The sequence below is a fragment of the Collinsella aerofaciens genome (assembly GCF_039758965.1).
Classification (GTDB): domain Bacteria; phylum Actinomycetota; class Coriobacteriia; order Coriobacteriales; family Coriobacteriaceae; genus Collinsella; species Collinsella aerofaciens_BR.
The window spans coordinates 16,919-37,734 of sequence record NZ_JBDMSL010000004.1 but is presented as its reverse complement, the minus strand read 5'-3'; the positions used below and the strand labels follow the sequence as shown (position 1 = coordinate 37,734).

General features: G+C 61.7%; 21 protein-coding genes. 18 read left to right on the top strand and 3 right to left on the bottom strand.

What is annotated here, in order from left to right; all coding sequences use genetic code 11:
- Positions 1–268 precede the first annotated feature (268 nt).
- Both ABHU32_RS02005 and ABHU32_RS02000 read left to right on the top strand, forming a co-directional pair.
- Complete coding sequence (locus tag ABHU32_RS02005) at positions 269–1,093, top strand: PfkB family carbohydrate kinase (RefSeq protein ID WP_161194442.1); 825 nt, start codon at positions 269–271, stop codon at positions 1,091–1,093.
- The gene (locus ABHU32_RS02000) at positions 1,086–1,415 is read left to right on the top strand and encodes a TIGR04076 family protein (protein WP_192934508.1); all 330 of its coding nucleotides are present in this window, start codon (positions 1,086–1,088) and stop codon (positions 1,413–1,415) included. The genes ABHU32_RS02005 and ABHU32_RS02000 overlap by 8 nt, the downstream gene beginning before the upstream one ends.
- A gap of 130 nt (positions 1,416–1,545) precedes the next feature.
- Here ABHU32_RS02000 and ABHU32_RS01995 read toward each other — a convergent pair whose 3' ends face one another.
- Together ABHU32_RS01995 and ABHU32_RS01990 are read right to left on the bottom strand one after the other, a co-directional pair.
- Positions 1,546–1,992, bottom strand: coding sequence for a low molecular weight protein-tyrosine-phosphatase (locus ABHU32_RS01995; RefSeq protein ID WP_199574594.1), 447 nt, complete (start codon positions 1,990–1,992; stop codon positions 1,546–1,548).
- Between the two features lie 51 nt (positions 1,993–2,043).
- Complete coding sequence (locus ABHU32_RS01990) at positions 2,044–3,288, bottom strand: MFS transporter (protein WP_346978709.1); 1,245 nt, start codon at positions 3,286–3,288, stop codon at positions 2,044–2,046.
- 152 nt (positions 3,289–3,440) lie between these two features.
- Here ABHU32_RS01990 and ABHU32_RS01985 point away from each other — a divergent pair, with 152 nt between their 5' ends.
- From ABHU32_RS01985 to prfA, 12 genes are all read left to right on the top strand, one after another.
- Entirely contained in the window at positions 3,441–4,388 is a 948-nt protein-coding gene (locus ABHU32_RS01985) for an isopentenyl-diphosphate Delta-isomerase (RefSeq protein ID WP_346978708.1), read from the top strand.
- Positions 4,389–4,633: 245 nt separating this feature from the next.
- Complete coding sequence (locus ABHU32_RS01980; RefSeq protein WP_346978707.1) at positions 4,634–6,091, top strand: SLC13 family permease; 1,458 nt, start codon at positions 4,634–4,636, stop codon at positions 6,089–6,091.
- A gap of 143 nt (positions 6,092–6,234) precedes the next feature.
- The gene (locus ABHU32_RS01975; protein WP_117582984.1) at positions 6,235–7,722 is read left to right on the top strand and encodes a UbiD family decarboxylase; all 1,488 of its coding nucleotides are present in this window, start codon (positions 6,235–6,237) and stop codon (positions 7,720–7,722) included.
- Positions 7,723–7,755: 33 nt separating this feature from the next.
- Complete coding sequence (locus ABHU32_RS01970) at positions 7,756–8,334, top strand: UbiX family flavin prenyltransferase (RefSeq protein ID WP_346978706.1); 579 nt, start codon at positions 7,756–7,758, stop codon at positions 8,332–8,334.
- A 92-nt stretch (positions 8,335–8,426) separates the two neighbouring features.
- Positions 8,427–9,290 (top strand): MerR family transcriptional regulator, encoded by an 864-nt coding sequence (locus ABHU32_RS01965; RefSeq protein ID WP_346978705.1) that lies wholly within the window; start codon positions 8,427–8,429, stop codon positions 9,288–9,290.
- Between the two features lie 201 nt (positions 9,291–9,491).
- Positions 9,492–10,361, top strand: a complete 870-nt coding sequence (locus tag ABHU32_RS01960) for a hypothetical protein (protein ID WP_346978704.1) — start codon at positions 9,492–9,494, stop codon at positions 10,359–10,361.
- A 79-nt stretch (positions 10,362–10,440) separates the two neighbouring features.
- Complete coding sequence (locus ABHU32_RS01955) at positions 10,441–11,334, top strand: aldose 1-epimerase family protein (protein ID WP_346978702.1); 894 nt, start codon at positions 10,441–10,443, stop codon at positions 11,332–11,334.
- 278 nt (positions 11,335–11,612) lie between these two features.
- The gene (locus ABHU32_RS01950; protein WP_346978701.1) at positions 11,613–12,539 is read left to right on the top strand and encodes a transporter substrate-binding domain-containing protein; all 927 of its coding nucleotides are present in this window, start codon (positions 11,613–11,615) and stop codon (positions 12,537–12,539) included.
- Positions 12,540–12,548: 9 nt separating this feature from the next.
- Positions 12,549–13,697, top strand: coding sequence for an amino acid ABC transporter permease (locus tag ABHU32_RS01945; protein WP_346978699.1), 1,149 nt, complete (start codon positions 12,549–12,551; stop codon positions 13,695–13,697).
- 22 nt (positions 13,698–13,719) lie between these two features.
- On the top strand, positions 13,720–14,505 hold the full coding sequence (locus tag ABHU32_RS01940) for an amino acid ABC transporter ATP-binding protein (protein WP_346978698.1): 786 nt from the start codon (positions 13,720–13,722) through the stop codon (positions 14,503–14,505).
- A gap of 72 nt (positions 14,506–14,577) precedes the next feature.
- The gene (locus ABHU32_RS01935) at positions 14,578–15,993 is read left to right on the top strand and encodes a M20/M25/M40 family metallo-hydrolase (RefSeq protein ID WP_346978696.1); all 1,416 of its coding nucleotides are present in this window, start codon (positions 14,578–14,580) and stop codon (positions 15,991–15,993) included.
- A 302-nt stretch (positions 15,994–16,295) separates the two neighbouring features.
- Positions 16,296–17,363, top strand: coding sequence for a peptide chain release factor 1 (prfA, locus tag ABHU32_RS01930; protein WP_346978695.1), 1,068 nt, complete (start codon positions 16,296–16,298; stop codon positions 17,361–17,363).
- Positions 17,364–17,610: 247 nt separating this feature from the next.
- Here prfA and ABHU32_RS01925 read toward each other — a convergent pair whose 3' ends face one another.
- Positions 17,611–17,937 (bottom strand): hypothetical protein, encoded by a 327-nt coding sequence (locus tag ABHU32_RS01925; RefSeq protein ID WP_346978694.1) that lies wholly within the window; start codon positions 17,935–17,937, stop codon positions 17,611–17,613.
- A 36-nt stretch (positions 17,938–17,973) separates the two neighbouring features.
- On the opposite strand from ABHU32_RS01925, the gene ABHU32_RS01920 reads away from it, so the two are divergent.
- The 4 genes from ABHU32_RS01920 (at position 17,974) to ABHU32_RS01910 (ending at position 20,814) form a co-directional block, all read left to right on the top strand.
- A complete protein-coding gene (locus tag ABHU32_RS01920; RefSeq protein ID WP_346978693.1) occupies positions 17,974–19,224 on the top strand; it encodes a N5-glutamine methyltransferase family protein in 1,251 nt (416 codons plus the stop codon).
- Positions 19,225–19,292: 68 nt separating this feature from the next.
- On the top strand, positions 19,293–19,478 hold the full coding sequence (locus tag ABHU32_RS10060) for a type II toxin-antitoxin system HicA family toxin (protein WP_368156890.1): 186 nt from the start codon (positions 19,293–19,295) through the stop codon (positions 19,476–19,478).
- Entirely contained in the window at positions 19,445–19,936 is a 492-nt protein-coding gene (locus ABHU32_RS01915) for a type II toxin-antitoxin system HicB family antitoxin (RefSeq protein WP_346978691.1), read from the top strand. The genes ABHU32_RS10060 and ABHU32_RS01915 overlap by 34 nt, the downstream gene beginning before the upstream one ends.
- Positions 19,937–20,070: 134 nt before the next feature.
- The gene (locus ABHU32_RS01910) at positions 20,071–20,814 is read left to right on the top strand and encodes an L-threonylcarbamoyladenylate synthase (protein ID WP_346978690.1); all 744 of its coding nucleotides are present in this window, start codon (positions 20,071–20,073) and stop codon (positions 20,812–20,814) included.
- The last annotated feature ends 2 nt before the right edge of the window (positions 20,815–20,816 follow it).

Here is a 20,816-nt window from a genome sequence, read left to right as displayed (position 1 = left end):
TTAGGAGCACGGTAAATAAATGTCAAGGTACCAAACTTATTATGTTCGAGCGGCACTTAGGGACGTTCCTTATGTGCCGGCATTTGGGGACACTCCTTGTGTCGACTAGTCATTTAAGAACGTCCCCAACGACCAACTTCCTCCTTCCCGTAACCTTTCCGCAACAATTCGTCCTCTGCGGTGCCAGCGCCCGTTCACAACGTCCCCTGCGCTACACTTAGTCGCACTGTGGCGCTGCCGCGCCGCGCCCGAAACAAGGGAGACCCTCATGAAGAATACTCAGCTGCTGCTGGTTAACGATATGTGCGGTTACGGCAAGGTCGCGCTTTCCGCCATGCTGCCGGTGCTGTCGCACATGGGCTACCGTATCCACAACCTGCCGACGGCGCTCGTTTCTGACACGCTCAACTACCCCAAGTTCTACATCCACGACACCACCGAGTACGTGCGTCAAAGCCTCGCTATCTGGGAGGAGCTCGGCTTTGAGTTCGACGCCATCTCGACCGGCTTTATCGTGACCGAGGAAGAGACGCGCATCATCTCGGACTTTTGCCACCGCCGTGCGCAAAAGGGCACCAAGGTGTTCGTCGATCCCATCATGGGCGACAACGGCAAGCTCTATGCCGGTGTGCCCGAGTCCACGATCGGTCTCATGAGGCACCTGCTCGAGTGCGCCGATTACGCGGTTCCCAATTACACTGAGGCCTGTCTGCTCACCGATACGCCTATTGCAGAGCAAATCACGCCCGACGAGGCTCGCGTTCTTGTGAACGCCGTGCGTGAGCTGGGTGCCAAGTCGGTGGTCATTACGAGCGCCGTAGTCAATGGCACGAACGCGGTTATCGGTTACGACCATGTGGCGGGGGAGTACTTTACGATTCCCTTTGAGCTCATTCCGGTCTATTTCCCGGGCACGGGCGACACGTTCTCGGCGGTGCTCGTCGGCCGCGTTATGGCAGGCTGGAGTCTGCAGCGCGCGACGTTCGATGCCATGCGTGTGGTGGCTGAGCTTATCGAACGCAATGCCGACCAAGAGGACAAGTCGGCCGGCCTTCCCATCGAGGCCTGCCTGGACGTGATCGACCATGAGTAACATTGGCGAGGGCGGCGTCAAGCCTGCGGGCGAGAACAGGCCGCTCGGCGCGCCGCGTGGCAAGCGGCCGCGTATCCGCGTGAGCTGCGTGGACCAGCTGGGGACGTGCCGCTGCCACCACGGTCACAAGCCGGGCGACGTTTTTGACTTTGACCGCGATCGCGGCAAGATGTGCGCCATGGCCTGCCATGTGGGCTTTCCCTATATCGATATCCTGCGCTATGGCGGAACCGTGCCTGGCAACGAGCCCGGCACGGCAAAGTTCTGCTGCCCCGAGGTCGATACTCTGAACGTCTGGCTTGCCGAGATCGTCGACGAATAGGTGAGCGTGGATTTTCTCCCGTTTAGAGCGCACTTGAATGCTCAAAGTGGGAGAAAATCCACGCTCATTTCATGCGGGAGATTATCCACGCTCGTTTCGCGCCGAAGGCGTGGCCTGCGACCTCGCTTTCCTACAGCTGCTCGAGCATAGCGGCGCAACCGGCGAGCACGTCGCGGTAGGTGGCATCGAAATTGCCGGTGTACCAGGGATCGGCCACGTCGCCGGGGCGCCCGGTCCAATCGAGCAAGCGCGTAATCTTGCCGTCGGGGTCGTCGCCAAAGATGCGACGCAGGCCACGCGCGTTCTCAGCATCCATATAGACAATGTGGTCCCAGTTGCCATACTCTGCTCGACGCACCTGGCGGGCACGGTGCGCAACGACGGGAATCCCGACTTCGCGCAGCTTGGCGACCGTGCCATGATGCGGCGGGTTGCCGATCTCCTCAGTTGAGGTCGCTGCGGAATCGATGACAAACTCCGCCTCGCGCCCAGCGCGGCGCACGAGCTCGGTAAACACCGACTCAGCCATCGTCGAGCGGCAGATATTCCCATGACAGATAAACAGTACGCGTTGCATATGCGGTTTCCTTTCGATCGCCATCATCGAGCTCGAGTATCGCATCTGCGCTTACGCTCTCGCCCGCTTGCGCTCCCAGCGAGCCAACTTAATCGTCACCAGCGTAAGCGCCCAGGCCACAAGCGAGAACGCGGCACCAACCGCGCCAACGTAGGCAATGCCAACGCTGCTCACCACGGCGCCGCCCACTGCGGTGCCAAACGAAATGCCGACGTTAAACGCCATGGGTTCTACCGAGCTCGCGAGTACCATCGATTTGGGATGGCGGCTGCGCGCCACGTCCATAAAGTGCGTGATGCATGACACCGAGAACAGGTACATGAGCAGCGCTAGGCTAAAGACAAAGACCAGCGCGAGCGGCATGGTGTCGCCCACGGCAAACAGCCCGAGTAACGCCGCAGCTTGCAGCACAAACGTCACAAGCAGTGCCTTCATGCCAAAACGTGCGTCGATCCATCCGCCCAGGATGTTCGAGATCAGGCAGAACACGCCGTAGGCCATAAGCGTGGTGCTCGCCTGAACAGTGCCCATACCCAGCACCTGCTCAAGATAAGGCGTAACGTAGCCGTAGAATACATAGACCGAACCCACGCCAAACAAAAAGATAAGCATGCCGGTGATGATGCTCGGTTCGCGTAGCAGACCCGCCTGCTCGCGGAAGGTAGCGGGTTCGTCGGTCTGTCCGGCGCGCGGCATAAACGCCACGAGCGCTCCGCAGATCAAAACGGCAAAGGTCAGCGTACCGTACATGGCCACGTGCCAATCGAGCGTGTCGGCCACAAACTTGCCGATCGAAGTGACAAAGACCATCGCCACGGAAAACGCGCCGTACACGACCGAGATGGCAAGCGAAGTTTGCTGCGGGGACAGCAGCTCGGGGATGTACGTCACGCCCACGGCGAGCAGCGCGCCCGAGACGGATCCCAGGACAATGCGCGAGATAAAGAGCACCTGGAAGTTGGGCGCCAACGCCATGACCAGATTGCCGAGCACAAAGATAATGCTGTAGCACACGAGCAGCTGGTAACGACGGAAGCGCCCCGTGCTGAGCGCAAGCACCGGCGTCGCGATGGCGTAGACCAGTGCAAAAACGCTGACGAGCTGGCCCGCAGCGGCAAGCGATATGCCGAGTTCCGTCGCCAAGTCACTTTCGATGCCGATGACCACGAACTCGGAGCAGCCGAGCGAGAATCCCAGCAGCACGAGCAGCGCCAGGCAGAGCCTGGTGCGCGCGGGGGAGAGCGCGGCGGCGGTTGACTTACTTTTAGGCGTGGTTGCGGCGGTCAAGGTTGTCACTCCAATGTCGCATGAATAAGCGGGATTCAATCCCTGCAACTCTAACAGAATGTGTCAGGTGCCTGCCTCCTTTGTCGCAGGCTGCGCTTGCCTGTATAGTCGCAATACAGGCGAAGATGGTCTCAGGTACATTGCGGGCGACAGGAGATCCCATGGGTATGCACACGACAAAGGTTGTAGTGGGCGAGGGCAAGTTTGCGCTCGAGGCCCAGTTGACGGTGACGCCGCGAGGCATGGCGGTGTACGCCTGCTCGCCGGAGTTTGCGCACCTGGGCGCCACGGCGCAGGCCATTCCTCGCCCCGAGCCCGGCCGTACGGCGACGGTGAGCATCCTGGCCGTTCCGTGCCATCGAGACGAGATCCCGGCGCACGATATTGCGGCGGCGCTGGCCACGCGCTTTGGCGTGCCGGTAGTTGCAAGCACGGGTTTTCATGTGGAGAACGCGACCGCGGACGACTTGCGGCGCATGCTCGATACCACCAAGGAACTCATCGCCGCGCTCGAGGAGGCCGCAGCCCGCATTCTGCGCGCCGGCTGGGATGAGGGCGGCGCAGGCGCCGAGGTCGTGGCGGTCGATGCCGCGACCGGCGAGGCGCTTGGCCCCGTCGACCGCATCGAGGCCCATACCGGCGAGGGAATCCTGCATCAGGCATTTCTGACGCTTCTGGTCGAGGGCCAGGGCGAAGACGCGCGCCTGCTGCTCTGTCGTCGCAGTCCGCTCAAACGCCTGTGGGGCGGGGTGCTGGCCGATGGCTGTGCCGGCCATCCGCTCCCCGGGGAAGACGTCGCGGCCGCCACGGCACGTCGCATCAACGAAGAGCTTGGCATCACGCGCGAGCCCGATCAGCTCAAGCACCTCGGACACGTGGTGTACCGTGAGGACCACGGCGACGGCCGCTGCGAGTGCGAATGGTGCGAGGCGTTCGCAGCCCATGTTGAGCCGGGCGAGCTATGCATCAACCAAGAGGAGATCTCGGAGGTGCGCCGCGTGGCCCCGTCCGAGCTCGACGGCTACCTGCAGGGTCGCCCCGAGCAGCTGGCCCCCTGGCTTCGCGAGGCCCTCAGCGACCCATCCATCCGTACGGCCCTCGCTATGTAACAAAGGTACAGTCCCTTTGCCATATCCAAACCGTCACAACATTCGATGAAAATCTCGAAAACGAGGAAAAGCGTCGAATGATGTGATGGTTTTTTGTCCAGGGGATCGCTTCTCATCCAAAAAATCCCGCTTGACTGTATTGCAACAACACAGCGCAACGTAAGGGGTGTCCGATAACGGGCGCCCCTTTTTAAGTGGCAACGTGGCCGCGAATCCGGAGCGCCCCCAACAAGAAAGGTGGGGAGATGGAAGCGGAAAAGAAGGCGTTTAAGATCACCAAGCGCGAAATTGGCTTTGTGCTGGGTATCGTTGTCTTTTTGCTGGTGAAGTTTCTTCCTTTGGCGGAGCTGAGCTCGACGGTCGAGCTTACGGTCGGCGGTCAGACCTGTCTGGCGTTGACGCTCGCCACGGTGGTGTTCTGGGCGTGTGGCGTGGCACAGCCGGGCTTTGTGGGCCTGCTCTATTGCGCGCTGCTCGTTCTGTTCAAGGTGTGCGTGGACGACACGGGTGCCGCGAGCATCTCGGCGACGGTCGCCTCCACGTTTAGCTCGTGGACCAAAGCCACCATGTGGCTCGTCATCGGCGCCTACCTCATCGCCAGCGCGGTCAAGGAGTCGGGCCTGGGCGAGCGCATCGCCTATGCGTTTATGCTCAAGTTCGTGCGCGATGCCAAGTCGCTCATCATCTCAATCTTCGCGCTCACCTTTGTGCTGTCGCTGCTGATCCCGCATCCGTTCCCCCGCGCCTTCCTCATCCTCGCCGTCGTCTCGGTCATCGCCGAGTCCGCCGGCTACGGTGACGATGACCGCGGCAAGCTCGGATTCCTCGTGTTTGCCGCTGCCGCCCCGGGTTCCATGTTCTTCCTGACGGGCGACTCCACGCTCAACCCGCTTGTTGCGCAGTACAGCGCCGAGGCCGGCGGCATGAGCCCGTCCTTTATCGACTGGTTCCTGTACATGAGCGTGCCCATGCTGGTTGCGCTGCTGTGTACCCTGTTCTTGGGCCTCTTCCTCTTTAAGCCCAGCAAGGAGCTCGTCTACGATCGCGAGCGGATCGTGGCCAAGCAGGCCGCGCTCGGTAAGCTCTCCGTCAAGGAGATCCGCACCATCGTGTGGCTTGTCATCGCCATCGCGCTGTGGCTCACCGTCTCGGGCGATTACATCGGCTGGGTGACACTTGCCATCGGTGTCGCGCTCGCCATGCCCATCATCGGCGAGGTCCTTACCCCCGCCAGCTGGAACGCTGTCGACATCAAGTCCCTCATGTTCCTGACGGCCGCCATGGCCGTGGGTTCCGTGGGCGGTGCCACCGGCATGAACGCCTGGATCGCCGATGTCGTGCTTCCCAGCTCCGTGCCCGAGAACATCTTCCTGTTCGCCCTGCTTGTCGCCGCGCTCTCCATGATCATCCACATGTTCATGGGCTCGGTCATGGCCGTGCTCGGCGTGTGCGTGCCGGCGTTCATCAGCTTCGCGGCCGGCTCCAGCGTGAGCCCGCTCGCCGTGGCGCTCATCGTCTTCACGTCCATCAACATCCACTACATCCTGCCGTTCCACAACCTGCCGATCCTTATCGGCGAGGGCAAGGACGCCGGCGGCTACACCTCCAAAGAGGCTATGCGCATGGGCATTCCCCTCACTGCGGTCGTCTTTATCGTCGTGCTGGTCGAGGCCGCCTGGTTCCACCTCTTTGGCCTGATGTAAGCGGTCGAGCGCTTGGGCTGTAAGCAGCCGAGTGCTCGAACTGCGAGTGGCCGAGCGTCCCATCTATGAGCGCCGCGGCCCCACTACGTTACCCAGCCCGGCGGCATCCTCGCCGCCGGGCACTCTCCCGAAAGGAGCACGCTATGTCCACTACCGATGCTTCCCAGATCCACGACCTGCGCTCCGCACTCGACTTTTTGCGCAAGATGCCGGGCCAGCTGCTCGAGACCGACACCCAGGTCGATCCCGATGCCGAGGTTTCGGGCGTCTATCGCCACGTCGGTGCCGGCGGCACCGTTATGCGTCCGACCAAAGAGGGTCCGGCGATGGTCTTCAACAACGTCAAGGGCTTTGACGACGCCAAGGTCTGCATCGGCATGCTTGCCAGCCGCAAGCGCGTTGCCGCCCTGCTCGACCTGGATGAGGAGCACCTGGGCCTCGAGATCGGTAAGCGCTTCGAGAACCTGATCGCGCCCGAGCAGATCGCCGAGGGTGCGCACGTCGACTGCCAAGAGGTCGTGTACAAGGCGACCGACGAGGGCTTTGACCTGCGCAAGATCGTTCCCGCTCCTACCAACACGCCCGTCGACGGCGGCCCCTACATCACCATGGGCCTCGCCTACGGCACGAGCCCCGACGGCTCCCAGTCCGACGTGACCATCCACCGTTTCTCCTGCGTCGACAAGGACAAGCTCGCCATGTGGATTACCCCCGGCAGCCGTCACCTGGGCGCGTTCTTTGACGAGTACTGCCAGCGTGGCGAGGATATGCCCATCTCCATCTCCATCGGTTTGGACCCCGCCGTGTACATGTGCTGCGGTTTTGAGGCTCCCACCACACCGCTCGGCTTCAACGAGCTGCAAATTGCCGGCGCCCTGCGCGGCCACGCTGTCGAGCTTGCCGACTGCGTCACCGTTCCGCAGAAGTGCATCGCCAATGCCGAGTACGTGCTCGAGGGCTACCTCATGCACGACGAGACCATCAACGAGGACGTCAACGGCCACGGCTACGCCATGCCCGAGTTCCCCGGCTACACCGGCGGCGCCAAGGTCTGCCCGGTGATCAAGATCACCGCCGTCACCACGCGCGTCAATCCCATCATGGAGAGCTGCATCGGCCCTTCGCACGAGCACGTTTCCATGGCCGGCATCCCCACCGAGGCTTCCATCTACAAGATGGTCGAGACCGCCATCCCGGGCCGCCTGCTCAACGTCCACGCTGCCCCCTGCGGCGGCGGCAAGTTCGTTGCCATCATGCAGTTTAAGAAGTCGAGCAAAAATGACGAGGGCCGTCAGCGCAACGCCGCCATGCTCGCCTTCTCGGCATTCTCCGAGCTCAAGCACGTCATCCTTGTTGACGAGGATGTCGATATCTTCGATATGAGCGACGTGATGTGGGCCATGACCACGCGCTTCCAGGCCGACGTCGACCTCATCACCATCCCCGGCTGCCACTGCCACGTGCTCGACCCGTCCAACGACCCCGCGTTCGACCCCACGATTCGCGAGCACGGCATCGCCTGCAAGGCCATCTTCGACTGCACGGTCCCGTTCGACCTCAAGAAGAACTTCATTCGCTCGCAGTTCATGGAGATCGACACAGACAAGTGGGCCAAGGAGATTGCTTTCTAGTAAGTAGCCCTACCAAGTAGTTAAGGAGCCGTCATGCCTGAGTCTTCTGTCCGTCCCCGTCGCATTGTCGTTGGCGTGTCTGGCGCCAGCGGTGTCGCGCTGGGCCTTGAGTGCCTCAAATGCCTGCGTCAGGCCGGTGCCGAGTCGGCGCTTGTCGTCACGCGCGGGGGAGAGATTACCATCGAGCAGGAGCTCGGCATGACGCTCGACGAGTTTGCGTGCCATGCCGATGTGGTCTACGACAACAAGAACATCGGCGCCGCCATCGCAAGCGGCACCTATCCGGTCGACGGCATGATCGTGGCGCCCTGCTCCATGAAGACGCTCGCCGGCATCGCGAGCGGCTACAGTGAAAACCTGTTGCTGCGCGCGGCCGATGTTCAGATGAAAGAGCAGCGCCGCCTGGTGCTCATGGTGCGCGAGACGCCCTTCAGCGCCATTCATGTCGACAACATGGCGCGCCTTGCGCGCGTACCGGGCGTCATGCTCATGCCGCCCATGCTCACGTTTTACAACGGCCCCGCCACGCTCGATGACGCGGTGCACCACATCGCCGCCAAGGCGCTCGAGGCCGTCGGCGTGTCATGCGCAAACTATAAGCGCTGGTCATAGGCGTCTTTAGGGTAGGATACGAGTAGTGTTTGAGCCCGCTGCCCCTGTGGGCGGCGGGCTTTGTGCGCAAAAAGGATGTGTCGGGAGGACCTATGCAGACGGGCATGTATGCGATTAGCGAGATGGCGAGTTTGTTTAACGTTTCGCGCCAAACGCTCATCTACTACGACAAGATCGGCCTGTTTAAGCCCGCCGTGGTTAACGAAAAAGGCTACCGTTTCTATTCGCCCACGCAGATCCCGCTCATGCGTCTGATCTGCATGCTGCGCGACCTAGGGCTCGAACTCGATGAGATCGACCGCCTAGCCTCGACGTTCGACATTAGCGAGATGACCGACCACCTGCGCTCGCGGGTGCAGGCGCTCGACGAGCAGATTGCCGGGCTCAAAGCCGAGCGTGCGAGCGTGCAGGAGCGTCTGAGCTTTTACGACGAGGCAGTTTACTGGCGCGAGCGGGAGGGCAAGCCGGAGCTCAAGCAGTTCGAGCGCCGCTACGTGGTCTTTGAGGAGTTCCCGGGCGATATCGAGCGTGGCCGCTCGATGCTTCATCCCACGCTCATGCGGGTGATTTTGCGCATGCGTGCGTTGACGGGCACGCGCCCCATGCGTGGCTGGGGCGCCATGCTGCGTCGCGAGGCGCTGCATTCCGACGACCCCATTGCCGGTGCCGGCTCCTTTGCCGTGCTGCCGCGCGGTGCCGAGGAACTGCTGCCGAGCGATCCCGCCGAGCTGGCAGAGATCGGCATCGAAGTGCTGCCCGAGGGCACATACCTGTGCATGAGCCGCTGGGGCATGCCGTACGAACCCGAGGGCATCCGCGCCGTCGTGGCCTGCATGGACAAGCACGCGCTCCGGCCTATCGGCAACGCTTTCGACTTTTGCTACCTCGATACCACGAGCTACGACGAGTCCCACCAAGAGGACTTCTGCTGCATCCAAATCCCCGTCGCCCTCTAGATGTGACAAGGGGACTGCTCCTTCGTCACATTCGTGGTGTGGCTGCTGCCCAAACCGTCACAACATTCGATGAAAATCTCGAAAACGAGGAAAAGCGTCGAATGTTGTGACGCTTTTCCTGTCTGTGCCGGCGAGCTCCCGTGCCATCTGGGGGTATAAGGCTGGCAAATGTTTATTTGCGAGGCTTAAGGGGCGCCCCGTATGGATATCGATAACTTTGAATGGTGGTATAGCGAGGGCGAGGCTCCGGACGAGGAGTGGGACGCGCCCGCGCCGCGTGACGTGTCGAGCGACGAGGACGAGGCCGGCAACGATGCTGCTGTCGAGCCTGACGCCGCCTCCGATGCCGCCGAGCCCCTGACCTTTGAGCAGGCTTGGGCCCAAGCCGAGGCCGATGAAGCTAAGGCCGATGCCACGGCCACACTCGGTGAGCCGGCGGACATGTCCATCTCGCCGGCCAAGATCCCGCAGCCGCGCCATAACATCGACCCCGGCAGTACGGCATCCTTCAGCATTCTCGACGTGCCCTCGCAGGGTGCCCAAGCACCCGCGCCCACACGTCGCCCCGACCTGGCTCGCGAGGAGGACGCGGGCCGTCGCTCTCCGCTCGGCCCCATCCTCATCGCCTTCATGGCCGGCGTTATCGCATGCTCGGTAATTGGAAACGTCTGGAGCCATGTTGAACAACAACGAAAAGACGCCGCCAAGGTCGAGATGTCCGTCGAACAATCGCTCAGCCGCACGCGCTCGGTGCATGTATCGGTCGAGGTCAAGGACGGTGCGACATGGGACACCGCCCGCGGCGATAGTCAGATGCTCATCCACATCGTGGGCCGCACGCTCAGGGGGCAGGCGATTGACGAGTATCAATATGTCAACTCCGCTGGCGACGGCATCGAACTCAAGCCCGGCGACTACGAGCTCACGGTCGACGAGCCGCCCGTCGCCACCGATGGCACGCGCTTCCGCGCCTCAAAGCGCATGGTTCCCGTGAGCTTTAACTCGCAGGCGCCCGATACGGTCGACAGCACACCGCAGGGCGGATTCGACCTTTACGCAATCGCTCAATAACTGCGCCTGCCGCCTCACCTTGCCGCCAAGAGTGGCACAATAGCCCTCGACACTATTGTTTACTTTTGGAGGAAGTAGCATGTCCACCGTCACCACCATCAAGCGCGGCGGCCTCACCGCGGCCATCGATTCCATGGGAGCCCAGCTCACGAGCCTTGCCCTCGACGGCAACGAGTATCTGTGGCAGGGCGACCCGGCCTTTTGGGGCAAGCACGCGCCCATTCTGTTCCCCATCGTGGGATCGCTGCGCAACAACACAGCGACGTCTGCGGCTGGCACCTGCGAGATGCCGCGTCATGGCCTCGCGCGCATCGTCGAGCACAAGCTGGTCGAGGTCTCCGAGGACGGCTCGTCCGTCACCTACGAGATCACCGATACGCCCGAGTCGCTCAAGGCTTTCCCGTTCCACTTTAAGCTCAACATGACCTATGCCCTGACCGGCGACGCCACCCTTACGCAGACCTTTGCCGTCACCAATACCGGCGACGTGGACCTGCCGTTCTCGGTGGGCGGTCACCCTGCATTTAACGTGCCGGCTCCCGGTGCCGAGGACGAGACGTTCGAGGATTACGAGCTGGCATTTACCGAGGCTTGGACCAACGAGGCCCCCATCATCACGCCCGATGGCCTCATGACGTTCGAGGGTAGCTACAAGGCGCCCGATAGCTCTGACGTGCTGCCCATCACGCACCGCAGCTTCGATAACGATGCCATCATGTTCACCGATACCCCGGGCTCCACGCTCACGCTGCGTGGCCGCAAGTCGGGCCACGGCGTCAAGATCGACTTTGAGGGCTTTAAGTACATCGGCGTGTGGTCTGCCGCCAACGACGCCCCGTTTGTGGCGCTCGAGCCCTGGACCGGTCACACCACCATGGACACCGAGGACGACGTCTTTGAGCACAAGGTCAACACCATTACGCTGGCGCCGGGCGAGACGGACGTCCGCAGCTTTAGCGTCACTTTGCTCTAGAGGTTCCGCCATTCTGACGAACGGCGGACCAGTCGACGCTGCGCGCCACCCGGAGCGACAATTTGTCATTCAAAAGGCACGGCATGACCAGAAGGTCTATGCCGTGCCTTTTTCATGCCAACTTGTTCGCTCTGGGTGGCGCTCGCTGGCATTGTCAAAACATCGACGTTCCCAATGACTACCGTGTGTCTATTAATTTTTCGAGCTTGTGCTGCGCTGCTGGTCGCTGGCGTATCCTGTTAAGTCGTCAGCATACGATTCAACAGGGAAGGCAGATTATGCATTCTCCCCAACAGCGCGGCATGCAGACCCAGCCGGTATGCAGCCGTCGCATCTTTTTGGGTAGCGCTCTCGCTGCGAGCGCTTCCGTCGTCGCCGGCGCGCTCGCCGGCTGTCAGCGTCCGTCCACGCTCAAGGTGGTTCAGCCCACGACGGGCGGCGGTCGCGACGACCTGTCCGATTCCGTGATCGGCAAGGACAAGATCCGCATTGGCATGGAGGCGGCCTACGCCCCGTACAACTGGCAGGTTTCCGAAGCCAGTGAGTACACCATCCCCATCGACAACGTGCAGGGCGCCTATGCCGATGGCTACGACGTACAGATCGCCAAGATCGTCTGCAAGGCCCTCGGTGGCGAGCCCGTTGCCGTCAAGCAGAGTTTCTCGGGCCTTATCGATTCGCTCAACAACGGCCAGATCGACCTCATTATTGCCGGCATGAGCACCACGCCCGAGCGCGAGGAGTCCGTCGGCTTTTCCGATCCGTACTTTATCGGCTACTTTGGCCTGTTCGTAAAAGAGGGCTCGCCCTACCAAAGCGCGACCAAGCTCAGCGACTTTAGCGGCGCCACGGTGCTCGGCCAAAAGGACACGATGCTCGACACCGTCATCGACGAGATCCCGGGCGTCGTTCACAAGAATCCGGTCGATTCGGTGCCCACGGTGTTTTCGAACCTGCTGCAGGGCACCTGCGACGCCGTGACCTACAACACCGAAAACGAGAAGGGCTATATGGCCCAAAACCCGGGCATCGTGCCCATTCGCTTTGCGGAGGGCGAGGGCTTTAAGCAGGAGGTCACGTCAAACGTCGGCTGCCGCAAGGGCTCGGACAAACTGCTTAAGCTCATCGACAAGATACTCAAGGGCATTAGCCAAGAGGAGCGCGACCAAATGTGGGACGCGTGCCTCGATCGTCAGCCGGCATAGGGAGGCAGCATGAAAACCATCAATCGTCTGGCCTCCTTTATCAAGGCCGACCATCGCTATGTATATCTGGGCACGAGTGTTATCGCGGCGCTCGGCCTGGCGTTTAGCCAACGTAACCCCACGCCGCTGAGCTTCTTGGCGCCCACCGGAATCTTCCAGGACTGCCTTTGGGCGATTCTTTGGGCTTGGCTCGTCGTGTCGGCGGCGGCGCTGGTCACCAAACTCATGCACTGGAACGACTATCGCGAAACGTCGCCGTTTGCTTCCGAGCGCTTCCGTCGCGGCGCGCGCCTGGGCAGCTACGTCGTGGTCGCCATCGCGGCGATCTTCTTTGTCGACCGCTGCGTCATGTCATTTATCGACCTGGTGCAAGTGAGCATTGTCTCGGACTCCAACCCCAGCGACTTTTTGTCGAGCCTGGTCTACATGACCTACAAGAGCGGCGACTTCTTTATCCGCGGCATCGAGATCACCATCGCACTTGCGACCTTCGGTACCGTCATCGCCTTTTTCCTGGCACTGCTCTTTGTGTTCCTGCGTATTCAGACGTTCGATCGCGTGGACAACGACCTAGTGCGCTTCTTTAAGAGCATCGGCCGCGGCTTTGCGACTGTCTACTCCACCATCGTGCGCGGCACGCCCATGATGGTTCAGGGCCTGCTCATCTATTACGCGGGCTTCACCGTTTTGCGCGGCATGGGCTTCGAGACCGCCCAGGCCAACCAGATCTGGAGTACCTTCACCGCCGGCCTTGTCACCATCTCGCTCAACTCCACCGCCTACATGATGGAGGTCCTGCGCGGCGGTATCGAGTCCATCGATCCCGGCCAGGCCGAGGCGGCGCGCTCGCTGGGTCTGTCGCAGTGGCAGGCCATGCGCAAGGTCGTGTTCCCCCAGGGTATTAAAAACGCGATCCCCGCACTCACCAACGAGCTCATCATCAACATCAAGGACTCGTCGGTGCTTTCGGTCATCGGCGTGTTCGACCTCATGTACGCCACCACCACTGTCGCCGGCGTGTACTACCGCCAGATGGAGGTCTACTGCGTGGCGCTCGTGGTTTACCTGATCCTGACGCTCGTGGCGAGCCGCCTGCTCGAGGCCTTTGGCAAAAAGCTCGGCGCCGAGGCCCCGGCAACGCTGCCCAGCTCCAACTAGGCTCAAGACGAGGAGAATCATCATGGCAGATACCGCCACTACTGGCACCGCGGCCGCCGCACAGACCAATGAGCCGCTCATCCGCGTCGAGGGCCTGCGCAAGAGCTTCGGCTCGCTCGAGGTGCTCAAGGGCATCGACCTGTCCGTTAACCCCGGCGAGGTCGTTACCATTATCGGCGCCTCGGGCTCGGGCAAGTCGACCTTCCTGCGCTGCCTCAACTTGCTCGAGACCCCGGACGCGGGCCATATCTGGTTTCACGGCCAGGACCTTACGGCCGAGCGCTGCAATATCAATAAACTCCGCGAGGACATCGGCATGGTGTTCCAGGGCTTTAACCTGTTCAACAACATGGACGTGCTCGACAACTGCACGCTTGCGCCCGTCACGCTCAAAAAGATGAGCAAGGCCGAGGCCGAGAAGGTCGCGATGGAGCATCTGACGAGCGTGGGGCTCGAGAAGTTCGCGCATGCCGCCGTGGGTCGCCTGTCCGGTGGCCAAAAGCAGCGCGTGGCCATCGCGCGCGCCCTGTGTATGAATCCGCAGATCATGCTGTTTGACGAGCCGACCTCCGCACTCGACCCCGAGATCGTGGGCGAGGTACTCGAGGTCATGCGCAAGCTCGCTGCCGACGGCATGACTATGGTCGTCGTCACGCACGAGATGGCCTTTGCCCGAACCGTGTCCGACCGCGTGATCTTTATGGATAAGGGCGTGGTGCTCGAGGATGCCGCGCCGGCCGAGCTCTTCGGCAACCCCAAACACCAGCGCACTCGCGAGTTCCTCTCTCGCTATCTCGAGGACAAATAACCGACCGCAAACGCTTGCGTTGCAGGGCCGCTCCCGTGGGGCGGCCTTTGTCGTCACAATCGAAAGGATGGCATGGCCGAGGTTTGGCACTTCTTTGCGCATGAGGACGATTTTGCCGATATAGACGAGGCAGGCGCGTGCGAGCGCTTGGGCCGCGTGCTGTCGTTTCCGACCATCTCGAGCATGGATGCCGAGGCGGTGGACTGGCAGCCCTTCGACGACCTGCGCGCCTATATGCAGCAGGCCTGGCCGCACGTATTTGCGGCGCGCGAGGTCGAGCTTATCGACCATTCGCTGTTGGTGACACTTAGCGGTTCCGACCCTGCCCTCAAACCCGTCATGCTCATGGGCCACATGGACGTGGTCCCCGTGGTGCCCGGTACCGAGGCCGACTGGACGCATGCCCCCTTTAGCGGGCACGTGGACGACACCTATATCTGGGGCCGCGGCGCGATCGACATGAAGGACCAGGTCGCAGGTATTCTCGAGGCTGTCGAGTATGCGCTGGCGCACGGCTGGCAGCACGAGCGCACGCTGCTCCTGGCCTTTGGCCAGGACGAGGAGACAACGCAGTACGGTGCAGGCGCCATCGGCCGCGCGCTCGAGGAGCGCGGCATTGAGCTTGAGTACCTGATCGACGAGGGCGACTACCGCATCGTTTCGGCTGCCGAGTACAGCGCGGGCGAGGGTTGGCTTATGCATGCCGGCCTCGCGGAGAAGGGCTATGCCGATATCGTGCTCAAGACAAAGAGCGTGGGTGGACATTCTTCCAACCCCTACGGTGGCACATCACTCGAGGTGCTGAGCCGTGCTATCGCCACAATCTGCGATATCGAGTGGCCGACGCGCGTGACCGACTTGCTTGCCGCCCAGCTTGTCGAGTTAGGGCTCTACACGGCCGATGAAATTGCCGCCAACGGGGGCGCCATTGTCCGCGATTGCCTTGCCAGCAAGAAGCTCTATCCGCTGGTGACGACCACCTGCGCGCCCACGCAAATCGAGGGCGGCAGCACCGGCGCCAACGTAATGCCGCAGGATATGTGGGCCAACATTAACTTCCGCATGCTCGAGGGCACGAGCGTGGCCGACGTTGTGGCGCGCTGCCGTGAGGCAATTGCCGCAACGGACCTTGCCGGTCGTGTCGAAGTGGAGCTGGGCCCCGGCAGCTCCGAACCCTCGCCGTCCCCGCGCATCGGTGGTCCCGGCCTCGAGGCGGTTCGCTCCATCGCTGCCCGCTATTTCCGTGATCCAAAGGGGACGGAGGAAAATGGATCATTCGAGCCAGTGGCAATTGTGCCCTCGACCGTGATCGGTGCGACCGACGCTGCCAACTACCAGCACATTTGCCCTGAGTGCATTCGCTTCTCGGCCTTTGTGGTTGATGACGACGAGTGTGATCGCGGCGTCCACGGCACCAACGAGCGCATCACCCGCCGCGCCTACCTCCAGGGCATCCGCTTCCTCGTCGCTCTGCTTCAGACGCTCTAGAATGCGAAAAAGCGACAGTCCCTTTGCTAGCCGTTGGGTAGCCGTTGGGGACGTTCTTAAACGACTAGTCGTTAAGGAACGTCCCCAACGGCTACGTCCACTCATTCCGTGCGGGTTATATGCAGGTTTGCCTGCGCACGCTATCATGTATGGGTTAGACCGCAACTATGTACCCCATACGCGAAGGGATGCGCATGTATCTGAAGATCGACATGTTCTAGCCGGGCTTACCCCCGCAGTGGCGCCGCGCGCCCCATCAACTCTGCCGATTTTCACCTTCACGCATATAAAGGAGTCCCGCCATGCGCGACAAGCTCGAAAAGATCATCAAGGCCTACGAGGAGCTCGAGAAGAAGCTCTCCGACCCGGCCGTCGCCTCCGATATTAAGGAGTTCACGCGTCTCAACAAGGAGTACGCGCACCAGTCCGACCTCATCGCGGCCTCGCGCGAGTACATCGGCGCGCTCGATGACATCGAGGCCGCCAAGGAAATGCTCCGCGACACGACCGACGCGGACGAGAAGGAGATGCTCCAGATGGACATCTCCGAGAACGAGGCCAAGCTCCCCCAGCTCGAGGAAGATATCAAGTACATGCTCATCCCGAGCGACCCCAACGACGACAAGAATACCATCGTCGAGATCCGCTCCGCCGCCGGTGGCGACGAGGCGGCCATCTTTGCCGGCGATCTGTACAAGATGTACCAGCGCTTCTGCGAGTCGCGCGGCTGGAAGACCACCGTGCTCGACTCCAGCCCCAGCGAGGCCGGCGGCTTTAAGTCCATCGAGTTCAAGGTCGAGGGCGACCGCGTCTACTCCGTTATGAAGTTCGAGTCCGGCGTGCACCGTGTCCAGCGCGTCCCCAAGACCGAGTCCCAGGGCCGCATCCAGACCTCCACGGCAACCGTCGCCGTGCTTCCCGAGGCCGAGGAGATCGACGTTCAGATCAACCAGTCCGACCTGCGCATCGACACCTACTGCGCCTCCGGCCCTGGCGGTCAGTGCGTTAACACCACCTACTCCGCCGTGCGCATCACCCACCTGCCCACCAATACCGTGGTGCAGTCGCAGGAGCAGCGTTCCCAGATCCAGAACCGCGAGGTCTGCATGCAGATGCTGCGTGCCCGTCTGTACGAGATGGAACTCGAGAAGCAGCAGGCCGAGCTCGGCGCCGAGCGCCAGAGCCAGATCGGTCACGGCAACCGTTCCGAGAAGATCCGTACCTACAACCAGCCCCAGGACCGCGTGACCGATCATCGTATCGGCTTCAACTCCACCTACAACGGCGTCCTTCTGGGCGATCAGCTCGGCACCGTCATCGAGGCACTTGCCGCCGCCGAGCGAGCCGAGAAGCTGGCACAGGCTGTGTAGTGGGTTACGCGGTTTTACCAAACCGCGTAACAGCTCGACGCTGCAAACGCCCCCAAGCGGCAATCTGACGTTCAATCGTCGGTCGCGTACCAAAGTACGCTTCCCTCCTCTTTCACGTCACCTTGCTCGCTTAGGGGCGTTTTCGCTGTCCGCCCTCTACCTGCGGCGTTGCCTTGCTCCGGATGCGGGGTAGTCATTGGGGACGTTCTTAAATGACTAGGTTGGGTAAATTACTTTTCAAGTTTATTTAATCTGCTTTGTTAGAAATTAAGCTGTCTAACTGCTTAAAGTAATCAGCAGCCTTCATCTGCAATTGAAAATATTGCTCGAAAAATCGTTCAAGAAGTCGCGGGGTGATTTTTACCGCGTCGCGCGTCAAGTGATTTGGCAAGTTCTTGGTTAGATATTGGTCAGGTTGGGGGCAACTTTGCCAAAAGCTTGACGAATGCAGATTTAGACGTCGATGAATGAACATTTCAGGCAGGTTCCAAGCAAAAATCTGGGCTGATTCTCGATAATCGCCTTCAATTGTCCCTTGCCAAGCGCTGGCCTCGCGTACAATCTGCTCCGACATTCGCGCGCCGCCCGGCGCTTAAGAGGGGAGGGCCCCATGGCAAACGAGATTTGGACCATCAAGCGTTGTCTCGAGTGGACCAAGGAGTATCTGGCCGAGCGCGGCGAGGAGCACCCCCGTCTTTCTGCCGAGTGGCTGCTGTGCGCCGCCACGGGCCTGGCGCGCATTGACCTATATATGCGTATGGACGAGACGCTTAACGCGGCTCAGCTCGAGACCATGCACGCGGCCGTTGTTCGTCGCGCTAAAGGTGAACCGCTGCAGTACATCACCGGCAGCACGCAGTTTCGCATGATCGACGTCGCGTGCGCCCCCGGCGTGCTCATTCCGCGTCCCGAGACCGAGATGCTCGTCGAGGAAGTCCTCAATTATCTGGATGCCGAGGTGCTGAGCCCCGAGGCTGCCGCTCGTCAGCGCGTTGAGCTGCCCTGGAACGATGAGGTTGAGGAGGCACGCAAGGCCGAGGCCGCGCTGGCAGACGAACGCGCGACCGCCGAGCGCCGTGCCGCTAACCTGACGGCCGCCGACGAGGCGGCGCTAGGTGGCGACGTATTGGGCAGCCGCGCCTATGCCGAGGAGCTGGCCGACCGCGAGGCCGAGGAAGCCGCCGCGCAGGCAGCAGAAGCCGAAGCCGCGGAAGCCGCCGAGCCCGAGCTCGACGAATACGGCATCGCCATCGAGGGTGCCGGCCAGGAGACGGCTTCGGCTCAGGATGCCGCTGCGCCTGCCCCAGCCGAGCCCCGTATCGCCCGCGTTCTCGAGGTCGGCTGCGGCACGGGCTGCATCTCGCTCTCCCTTGCCTGGGAGCGCCGCGGCCACGTTACCTGCACCGCCACCGATATCGAGCCACGCGCCATCGATCTGGCCACCAAAAACCGCGACGCGCTCGGCCTCACGGCAGATGAGGTTGCCTTTAGTCTCACCAACCTGGTGAGCTCCATTCCCCGCGAAGAGTGGGGCACCTTCGACGTGCTCGTTTCCAACCCGCCCTACATCCCGACCGGCGTCATGCGCTCGCTGCCGCACGAGGTCAAGGACTTTGAGCCCGACTTGGCGCTCGAGGGCGGTGCCGACGGCCTGGACATCTTCCGCCGCCTGCTCAATGCGGCGCCTTACATGCTGCGCGCCGGCGGCCTGTTTGCCTGCGAGCTCTACGAGGGCGCCCTCGATGCCGCGGCCGAGCTCTGTCGCCAGGCAGGCCTTTCGGACGTGCGTATCGTCCACGACCTCACCGATCGCCCCCGCATCGTCCGAGCCATCGTCACCGAGCCCAAACAGCGCCAGTAATATTTATTAACTGGTTAGCAAAAATTATAAAGTAGTTTATAATTAGGACGGCTGAAAGAGGTCGGCCCATGCAACCTCCTACCTTTCGGGAAATCATTGCCCTACTCAAGCACGATGGATTCGTGAAGGTCGCGCAAGTCGGTAGTCATGCTAAGTATGTTTCTGGTGACCGTGCTGTCACCGTGAACGGCTCTGGTGGTGATCGACCAAAGAAGGGCACGTGGGCAAGTATTCGTCGCCAAGCTGGATGGTAGTTGGAGGCAAAATGAGGCAGCGATTTACCTATGACTGCGTTCTCATAAAAGAAGACGACGGTTACTGCGCCAGCTTCCCGCAGATTCCCGGCGCCTTTGCCGATGGCGATACGCGCGAAGAAGCGATTGCCCATGCCACCGAGGCGCTGATGGCGTTTTTGGCCGACGATCTCAACAACGGTTTGACTCCGGCAGGGTACGAACGCTCGGCCGAGGTCGTGGCCCTTTCAGTCGAAATCGACCACGAGGGCGCTCGGGAAGCGGCGTGCCGCACATTTAAAGACGCAGCACTGGACCTCAAAGTCTCCGCTCCGCGGATCACCGCGCTGGTCAAAGCCGGAAAGCTCGATGTTGAACTCGTCGACGGTCGTCGGATGATAACGATAGACAGCATCGAACGTTACGCCGCCCAAGAACGTCACGCCGGAAGACCAAAGAAGTTCGTAGCTGTCCAATAACCCCCTCACTTTCACCGACTACTAGAGCCGCTCACCAAACCAACATGCGCTCTGGGCAAATAGGTTGAACGTTTCGTGCGAGAATGCCCCACAGTAAACAAACTTGCACTAGAGCGTAAGGGGCTGGCATACACATGCAGACGGTCTATCGGGTATACGAGGGAGCGCGCGAGCCGCATCGGCTTGCAGTCGAGCGCACGGCCGAGCTACTCGGTCGCGGTGGCCTGGCGCTTATTCCAACCGAGACGGTCTACGGTGTCGCCGTGGCGGTCAACGCCTTCTCGGATGCCGTTCCACAAGATACAAGTGAACCTCTGCCGTGGCCGCGCGATCCGCAGGCCACCGTCAACGGCGCCGCGGCCCCCGCCCTCGGTACCGGATATCGTCGCATCTTTACCCTCAAGCAGCGCGAGCTCACCCAAACGGTTGCCTGGCTGGTCGATGATGCCGAGGCACTCGACCGCTATGGCGTGGATATCCCTAACGAGGCCCGCGTGCTCGCCCGACGATGCTGGCCGGGCGCCCTGACTATCGTGGTCAAGGCGGCCCCCTGCGTGCCGACCTTTATGCGCGCCGCCGACGACACGGTGGCACTTCGCGCTTCGGCCTCGCCCGTGGTCCAAGCGCTCATCCGCGCCTGCGGCAGTCCCCTTGCCTGCACGAGCGCCAACACACACGGCGCGCCTTCGCCGGCAAGCTTTGCCGCCGTCGAGGGTCGCATCCTGGAGGGGGTCGATGTGGCTGTCGACGCCGGTGAGACCCCGTGTCGCGACGCCTCAACCATCGTGTCGTTTCAGCACGGCGAGCTCCGGATCCTGCGCCAAGGCGCGCTTCCCGCATCAGAGATCGAACGGGTCCTGTCCGACCCGATGCAATAGAA